This is a genomic window from Blautia sp. HA3515 (assembly GCF_059933065.1).
On the sequence record NZ_JAYFUY010000160.1, the window covers coordinates 1 to 8,898 of the forward strand.

Genomic DNA, 8,898 nt, shown 5'->3' on the forward strand with positions numbered 1-8,898 from the left:
ATCATCATCTTCCTCACATAAACAAAACTGTGCCGGAAACTCTCGACATCCAAAATATGGCATATGATAGCATTCGCCTCGTTTTAGTCTTCGCATAATGATATCCTTAAATTTTCCTGCATTATCGGATTCATTTGCTTTATCGGTCATTTCAAAATGAGCTTCTATCACATAGCATACATCACACAAAATCAACGATGCTCTTTGAACAATATCTTCTTTAGTACTTATATAGAGTGGTTTCTCATCTCCGTTATATGCCTGCAAAGCATTACTCTTAGAAACTTTGCTTTTTACTTCATTTCTTCGAACACTTGTAAAACGAATGGGATTTTTCACATAAATCTTATCGATAACCCACCGCATTCCGGGATGCCAATAAATTGCTTCCAGAATTCCTCTTGCCGCAGATGGTGTCATGACATCATAAGAACATCGTTCCACTTTGAGTTCGGGGCGTGAAAACAAGGCATAATCCCCCCATACCTTTACTTTTACACCAACTCCCATCTTATAATACCTCTCCTTCTCTTATAACAAGCCGCTATATAATCTCTTGACTGATCTTGACTGATAATAAAATTGTTTCCACAACTCATTGTTTCTCTTAATCTCACTATACTACACTGCATCATATTAAGCAAGACTTTTTATTATATTGTTAAATTAAATTCTAATGAAATAATATATGCAGTAACAATAAATATAATCAAAAATGCATAAATATAATTGCCAAAGCAAATCAATTCATATATACTTAAATGTGTCTGGGAAATCAGTGGATTGAAATATTAGCATTTTCTTTAAAGCAAACGGGGTGTATGACGAATTCTTCATACACCCCATTTAATATTACATCATCAGCACATCATCCACAGAAAAATCCAATCCCCATTCGCTAGAATACTGTTTTTGCGACACCAATTCATAGAAATCCTGCATATCTTCCGAAATTGGTCGAAGCATTCCGGCATTATACAACTTGCTAAATAAGCTTTCTTCGGCTCTTTCATCTCCATAAATCTGAACACAATATTGCCCAGCTTGCCGCAGCCTTTCTTTTGATGTCCCTTTTATTTTCAATTCTCCCAACGATTCTTCTGCTTTTGGTTCAATGTTAATATAAATCATCTTAGTATTTTCTTCAATCAGCTTGAATTCTTTTGCTACTTTTGAAAAATTAAATCGCATCTGTTTAAATTCACCTATAATGTTTTTCTTATCCAAGCTTGTTCCACGATAATGATAGAGACGTTTAAAATAATCTGCGATTCCTATTAAATCATCTACTTTTTCATAATCCTGCAGAACAGATTCTGCCGTTTCGATTTGAAGTTTTTGATTTGTCACCCTTTTATCATCAATAAAATCAAAAATATAAACTTTACTTTTCGCTAAATCCTTCTTTCCATTTCTATTGCATCTTCCAGCTGCCTGAATCATAGAATCCAAGCCCGCTATCTGTCTGTAAACAGTGTCAAAATCCAAATCCACGCCTGCTTCTACCAGACTTGTTGAGATAACAATACATTTTTCATTTTTATCCAGTCGGTCCCGAATCGTTTTCAATACTCTTTTTCTATGCTTCGGATACATATTTGTAGATAAATGATATATATTTTTGCCTTCTCCTTGCAACTTTTTGTATAATTCCTGTGCAGTTTTTTTCGTATTCACAATGCAGAGTATACTTTGCTCTCCTTGCAATCGCATGATTAGTTCATTGTGAGAAATTTTTCCTATTTTTTCATAAGTAACACGTTTAAAAAAACGGAACTGTTCTTCCATACGAGGGCATAATTCTATCATTTTATCTTTAGATGAGAATAACATTTCAAGAGCCGGCTGGGTTGCAGTACACAAAACTATACTTGAAGCATAATTGTCGACCAACTCCTGCAAAACAGAAACACAAGGTTTTAAATAATCCATTGGAAGCATTTGCGCTTCATCAAATATTACAACACTATTTGCAATATTATGGATTTTCCTGCATTTTGACGATTTATTTCCAAACAAAGATTCAAAAAACTGTACATTTGTTGTCACAACTACCGGTTTATCCCAATTTTCACTTGCCAGCTGTATCGGATAAAACTCTTCTGAATCTTTATATTCTACGTTGCAATGATTTTCCAATACATTTTCTGCGCCAAGGATTTCTCGAAATACCTGAGCATTCTGTTCGATAATACTTGTATAAGGAATCACATAAATAATCCGATCCATCTGATGTTTTAATGCGTGCCTTATTGCAAAGGCAAGAGAAGCAATCGTCTTTCCTCCACCAGTCGGCACTGTCAAACGATAGATTCCCTTGTCTCGTTCTCCCATTTTCATACAATGCGCCAAAATTTCTGTTCTTCGTCCGTTAATACTTTCCAATTCAGTATTACTTAACCAAGGCGTAATATATTGTTCTAATTTTTTATTCAGAACCTGCATTGATTCTCCAGAAATACGACCAGTATTTTCATTTTTCATAAAAGATTCTGTATCTAAAAAATCTGCATCTACTAAACATGAATACAACATCCTTACAAAAACACTTAACGAAAAATCCAAATTTTTTGTTGGATCAAACACAATTGGATCCGTATGAAGCTTTGGAATCTGTATTTCATTTTTATAATTCTCAAAATCACAGATCTTTTTATTGCATCTTCCACATAAACTATTACCAATCGCAGTGTTTCCATAATCAGGAAGTCCAGCATGATGTCCGGCAATACAGTAACTTAAAATAGAATAGTAACCTCCCTTTTCATTGCAGACTTTCGCACCTGCAGTTGAGTGATCCACTCTTTCACTTGTATCATTCTGAATTTTTCTTTGAAATTCTTTGGAATATTTTCCAAGATCATGCAGTATTCCGCAGCAATAACCCCATTCTTTCTTCCCAAACTTTTCTGCAAAAGATCCTGCCAATTCTGCTGTACCATATAGGTTTCTTTACTGTCTGTACTCTTTCACCGTCTTTATGTGCTATATACTCTATATGCTCCATATAAACAACACCTCCAATACAAAAGGGCAGTTAAAATAAAAGTTGAAGTCCCATTGCGATGATCCACATATATGCACAAGTTTTTGGTATCATTAATAATCCAACCTTTGGTTTCGTTTTACTGAATAAAGTTACTGGAAGATAGCAAACAAAAGAAATGATAATAGCTGCAGCCATCCTTGTCATATGATATCCATAGGTATTTCCTGATATTAAATACAGAATAATTATCCCTATACCTGTAACTGCAAAAACTGCATTCCGGATAATAGACAGTTTCATATTTCCTTCATCTGTGCACCAATTATTCTGTGGAAACATACAGATAACAATTCTGATAACTGCCGATATCCAGATTACAGCCTGAATTGCCACCGGCAATGCAATTTCCGGAAATGTTAATTTCCATATATACATTAAAATAATATAAAACACTGTCATTGTAATAGAAGATACCTGCAATCCGATTCCAAGCTGTTTCTTTATTTTATCACTGCTGCCCTGTACTGCCCGGATAATTCTTGGCACCAGATGGAATGCATCCCCACCACAAAGCGTCAAATGTTAATACTCCATAAAGTACAAATAAGGTGTTTCCTTTTGAAAATATAAAAAACAACACTGCTGCAACCAAATCAAAGATCAGATATGCTGCATCAAATATTGCCTCCATAACATCAGGCATCTGTGGTTTGTAATTATTCTCTTTCATTATTAATCCTGCTCCTCTTCTATCAGTTGATTGTAAAACAAATAATTTCTGGTAAAAATAACTCCTGCTAATGGCAAAGCGAATCCCAGTCCAGATTCAAGTCAAGCAATAAATATCTCTGGAAATATACCCACTGTTTGAAATCCGATTCAGGCAATCAGCAGCAATGTTTTCCTCTTTACACAAAATCTAGCTTTCATCCACTCTCTCCTTATATTTCCTCAAATACTCCTCTGCATTATTGCAAATCTTATTGAAAACCTTGATACACATATGCGTTTCTTCTTCTGTCAATCCGCTTAAAACATTTTGTGCAAACTGTTTTTGTGCTTTTATTCCTGCTTCCACAATTAATTCCGCCTTATCCAGCAAAACAATTTCAATATGTTTTTTATTATCTTCACTTTGTATTCTTTCAATAAATCCCTTGTTTTCCAATTTTTTCAACGAAGTTGAAACATGTGATTTGGTTGATTTTCTAATCTTTACTATTTCTGCTGCAGTATTATGCTGCGGATTATTATGCAGGAACATAAGTATATCATATTCCATCTGAGTCAACCCGTACTGGTCACATATCTGGCTGAAAGCAATTCATAATAGCTTGTAATTGTTTTATGCTTATCCCAGAAATACATCTCGCCCTCCTATATCGTTCTTTTTAGAACGATTATAGTGTAACTCTTCAGCTTTGTCAATTCTTTTTGGATAAAAAAAGCAGCTGGTCTATTTTTCATAGACAAACTTGCTTATTATAATCCGTACTTTTTCAAATCTACTTTTCCATTGATAACTTCAATCCCATCTGCTTTCCGGCATGCTTTTTCTGTACGTTTTCGCGGCCAAAAGCGAATGCTCCAGCCAGCTCTCCTTTGGAATTTTACTACACGGTAGCATGGGAATATGCTCCGGGTCCGGATTTCTTACGCAGAGCATTTCCCACAGCTCTTGACATTCTTGGATTTCCTGCCATCTCTGCCACTTTTCCATCGGTTGCCACACAGCCTTTTGGAATTTTTTTAACAGCCTCATAAATCCGTTTTGTCGGGCTGTACGTGACCAAGTCATAGCTTTCAGATATCATCCTTTTAATATCTTTATCTGGTATTGTTCCATCCAGAACAATGGTATTCCAGTGTTCCTTATTCTGGTGGTATCCTGCAGTTACTGCTTCATATGTACTTCGCCAGAAATCACGCCATTCCGGATCTGCTTTTACATTCAGATTAACATATCCATTACGCTCAAAAATCCACAGAAACGCTTTTTTACTTTCCTTTACTCTTACCAGCTGCCAGGTCTGGTCATGGAAAGGCCTTTCCTCATATGTATTCTGAAATGATAATCCAAACTCCAGTGCTTCTTTCCTTTTGATCATAAAGATTCCCCCTGTATATTTCCATAATTAGAAATTTTAATTCTCTGGCTTCCTCATAATACCTGGCAGCTATATATTCTGCGGATTCCGCCCACAATCCATTTTCTGTTTCCTGCAGTGTCTTGTATGTTTCGGACTTATAAAATTTTAGATCTGCTTTCTCAAAGCTGATATGATAATGTTGTTGCAGGAATTTTAACACATCCTTAAAACTCCAATCGAATCTGTCTGTCAATCCAGCTTTTCTGAATTGCCTCACGAACAATATCACCTGGCATACTTTCACCAAGCAGGAAAGGAGACATTGGATTATGCTTTTTCATATTTTCTTTGACCAAAACCGGATTTACATTCGCATAACAGTATTTACACAAGTGTCCGCAAGTATCATAGGCACCTATATCTGTCCCCAAAAGGCATGCGCATTCCCCATTTCTCTGATTTTTCTTTCTCTTTGGAATTTCCAGTCTACTATGGAGAGCTGTCTCAAATGTATGAACAGTCATACATCCGGAGCAGTCTGCACCATATTTGGCAAGCTCTTCTCCTTCTGCACAAGGCTTCAACGCCATTCCATACTTAGACGCTATTTTTACAAATGCTTTTCCTATCATAGCCATGTCTGCTGCCTGTACTGATTTTGCTTCTGGAAAATTGTGTTCCACCTTTTTATAAATATCTATAAAGCTGATCACACATGTCTTTGTGTATCCAGAAAGAAGTTCAGCCATTTTTTCGAATTCAGATATATGCCACTCCACAGAATGTTTTTTATCTATAAAAATCGGATCATATCTCCATCCCACACTGTCTACACCCACAACATCCGACAATTCTTTAAAACTTTCCATCACAGTTTCTTTATCTGGAACATTTGGCTCAATATCTTTTCCATATGGCGTGATTGTTACAAACCAGTATTGACCATATGGCTTTAACCTGTCAAGGAACGGCAGCATTGGAAGAGGGTTCTTCGTGCAGAATGCTATCAGATCTACAACTTCTGGTGAAAGGCTGTATTTCGTCACCTGTTTTGGATTATAGGGATTCCTCACGCATACATATCCTTCTTTTATCCGATTCAAAAACCATTTTGAATAAAATGCAGGTATATCTGTTCTCATTCCTGTTTGTATTATCATTTTATCACACCCTCTTTTGTCGCTATTCACTCCGTTCACAGCCGCCCATTATCACAAGTCTACAGTTTTTTCAGAACCTCTCCAATATCTTCATTCATGCAGACAGACTTTCTTATTATTTCTTCCGGTGCATATGCTTCACCCTGATTCAAGCACACATAAAACGCATGTTGAAATGTGTTTGTCATCTGCCAAAACGGATATTTTATAATACCAGGAGTATTATATCCTACACCAAGTTCAAGGAAAACTATTTTCTGCTTTTTATGTTCCTGTATAAATCTCTCATATCTTTCTGCTGCCTGATGCCATCCTTCATCTTCAACAAATGTCTGATCCGATCTGAGATTCATACTCATCGGCTTGCCACAGTGTGGGCAATATGGAATCAGACCTGTCGGAACCGTAAGCTTTATTTCTCCGTCTTCCGATTTTTGCAGTTCCCCGTCTTTTATCTGAAATCCCTGACTTAGTACCATTTTTTTAATGATTTCTTCATTGTCATAGGTTTCCTTATGGCAAGGCTCACTACATTGAAACAGACCATAATCTCCCTGTGTATAAAATATTCTATTTTTATCAAAGCCGGCTTTTTGGAAACAATGATCCACATTTGTCGTCAGTACAAAATAATCCTTCTCTTTCACCAGATCATACAAGTCCTGATATATCGTTTTTAGTGCATCCATATAACGGTTGATATAAATATACCTGCACCAGTATCCCCAATATTTTTCCAATGTTTTATATGGATAGAAGCCTCCTGCATACATATCAGAAAATCCATATTTCCTTCTGAAATCCGAAAAATATTTTTCAAATCTTTCACCATTATACACAAAACCGGCTGATGTAGAAAGTCCTGCACCAGCCCCTATTATAATAGCATCTGCTTCCCCAATTTTTTCTTTTATCTGTAATATCTTATCCGAGTAACTGCCTGTAGAGTCGTTCATCTTCCTCTTTAAAAACATTAAATATCACCTTTATCTTTGATTTTGTCTTTTCTTTATATTGCTTTACTGTCTGTACTGCAAGCTCAGCAGCTCTTTTATTTGGAAACATAAATACACCAGTTGAGATACAACAAAAAGCAATACTCTTTACTTCATTCTCATCAGCTATCCTAAGACACGATTCATAGCAGGATGTCAGTAAATGCTCATGTTCCTTTGTCAGCTTTCCCTGTACAATCGGACCAACTGTATGAATCACATGGTCACAGGGCAGATTAAATGCTGGGGTGATCTTTGCCTGCCCTGTCGGTTCTTCGTGTCCCTGTTTCATCATCATATCATTACAATAATTCCGAAGCTGAATTCCTGCATAGGTATGAATGCAATTATCAATACAGTTATGACAGGGATGATAGCAGCCTGTCATACCGCTGTTGGCTGCATTTACGATTGCACCCACCTTAAGCCTTGTAATATCACCCTTCCAGATATACAGATCGGGTTGTACCTCCCTGATATCTTCCAATGTGACAATCCCTTTCTTCTCATTTTCTTCTGAAAGGTACACATCCTGAATTTGCAAAAATACAGGATCTATTTCCCCTGGCGTTCTTATATTCATCAGCGATCTAAGCAGCATTTTCTGCCCGCTTGCATCTGATGGGATCTGCATGTTCTCATACTCCGGTCGCTCTTTCAACAATCCTTTAATCAAATATTTTCTTCTGTCATCCTGATTCATTTCCTGATCACCGCTTTCACCGGACAGTTTTCATAACAGTTTCCACAATGCAGACAGTGCTCCTGCCGGATGACAAAAGGTGTTCCCTTCTCAATACATTTCTGTGGACAATGTTTCATACATTTCCCACAGCCGATACAGGATTCCGTTATGTAATATCCTTTTTCTTTTATACTAACATTTCCCAGAATATATGTCTCCCGGAAAATTGGGTTTACGCCAAGATTAAAATACTCCACTTCCGCCTGATCAATACAGAAAATAATACCGATTTCTCTTGTATCCCCTGGATATACATTTGCAAGATACGGCTGTTCTTCAAAAATGATATCCATCCATTTTTTCTGTTCATTCTCTGCTACTGCATAAGCCTTTCCTGACAAACGAATCATTTCTTTAAATTTGGTATAAGCAAGAATCTGAACCCTGCCATCTTCCATTAATTCTTTACAAAAATTTTTACCTCTGGCGGTAAAGAAATAGAGTGCATCCGGCTCATAATGAATCGCACTGATATTCCGTATCTGTGGTGCTCCTTCATTGTCCACTGTTGCAAACGCAAGCACTCCCACCAGTTCCATTTTTTTCAGACATATTGCTAAATCCATCTGTTCTCCACCTATTCCACAATTTTAATTCTTCCCGGTTTTCTTGGTTTACTTTTCGGCTGTTCACCGTCTATATATCCTGAATATAACAAATCCCTGGCATGCATATCCTTCCGGCACTCCCCATTCGTTCATCAGTCTTCTTCCTTCTTCCGAATCAAATGTTTCATAGCCTCTTGAGATAATACATGATGCAATTCCAAGCTCTGTTGCCTGCAGAATCATATTTTCCATCATGCAAAAGGCATCAGCTGTCTTGAAGAGAAAATTATTCTGGCAGAATACACATATAACTGTCGGTGCATGATAAAATCCATTTTTTATGGTTGGATCATCAATTGTGCTTGGTTGTC

Annotated in this window: 10 protein-coding genes and 2 pseudogenes; all 12 read right to left on the reverse strand. The window is 36.7% G+C overall.

Going from position 1 to position 8,898, the window contains the following annotated elements:
• Positions 1-510: type I-C CRISPR-associated protein Cas5c (gene cas5c, locus R1Y93_RS12755; protein WP_500823106.1), on the reverse strand; the 510-nt coding region annotated here is incomplete at its 3' end.
• A gap of 342 nt (positions 511-852) precedes the next feature.
• Positions 853-2,998 (reverse strand): annotated as a pseudogene (cas3, locus tag R1Y93_RS12760) (CRISPR-associated helicase Cas3').
• Between the two features lie 39 nt (positions 2,999-3,037).
• Positions 3,038-3,535 (reverse strand): hypothetical protein, encoded by a 498-nt coding sequence (locus R1Y93_RS12765; RefSeq protein WP_500823107.1) that lies wholly within the window; start codon positions 3,533-3,535, stop codon positions 3,038-3,040.
• A complete protein-coding gene (locus R1Y93_RS12770) occupies positions 3,498-3,719 on the reverse strand; it encodes a hypothetical protein (protein WP_500823108.1) in 222 nt (73 codons plus the stop codon). Before R1Y93_RS12770 ends, R1Y93_RS12765 begins: the two co-directional genes overlap by 38 nt.
• A gap of 189 nt (positions 3,720-3,908) precedes the next feature.
• A complete protein-coding gene (locus R1Y93_RS12775; RefSeq protein ID WP_500823109.1) occupies positions 3,909-4,271 on the reverse strand; it encodes a MarR family winged helix-turn-helix transcriptional regulator in 363 nt (120 codons plus the stop codon).
• Positions 4,272-4,471: 200 nt separating this feature from the next.
• Positions 4,472-5,097 (reverse strand): annotated as a pseudogene (locus tag R1Y93_RS12780) (methylated-DNA--[protein]-cysteine S-methyltransferase).
• A complete protein-coding gene (locus R1Y93_RS12785; RefSeq protein WP_500823110.1) occupies positions 5,042-5,299 on the reverse strand; it encodes a hypothetical protein in 258 nt (85 codons plus the stop codon). Before R1Y93_RS12785 ends, R1Y93_RS12780 begins: the two are co-directional and overlap by 56 nt.
• 4 nt (positions 5,300-5,303) lie before the next feature.
• Positions 5,304-6,239 (reverse strand): DUF1848 domain-containing protein, encoded by a 936-nt coding sequence (locus R1Y93_RS12790; RefSeq protein ID WP_500823111.1) that lies wholly within the window; start codon positions 6,237-6,239, stop codon positions 5,304-5,306.
• 59 nt (positions 6,240-6,298) lie between these two features.
• A complete protein-coding gene (locus R1Y93_RS12795; protein WP_500823112.1) occupies positions 6,299-7,213 on the reverse strand; it encodes an SIR2 family NAD-dependent protein deacylase in 915 nt (304 codons plus the stop codon).
• Entirely contained in the window at positions 7,164-7,937 is a 774-nt protein-coding gene (locus R1Y93_RS12800) for a protein-ADP-ribose hydrolase (protein ID WP_500823113.1), read from the reverse strand. The genes R1Y93_RS12795 and R1Y93_RS12800 overlap by 50 nt, the downstream gene beginning before the upstream one ends.
• Positions 7,934-8,545, reverse strand: coding sequence for a 4Fe-4S binding protein (locus R1Y93_RS12805; RefSeq protein WP_500823114.1), 612 nt, complete (start codon positions 8,543-8,545; stop codon positions 7,934-7,936). Before R1Y93_RS12805 ends, R1Y93_RS12800 begins: the two co-directional genes overlap by 4 nt.
• 63 nt (positions 8,546-8,608) lie before the next feature.
• The coding region (locus R1Y93_RS12810) for a nitroreductase family protein (RefSeq protein ID WP_500823115.1) at positions 8,609-8,898 on the reverse strand (290 nt) is incomplete at its 5' end.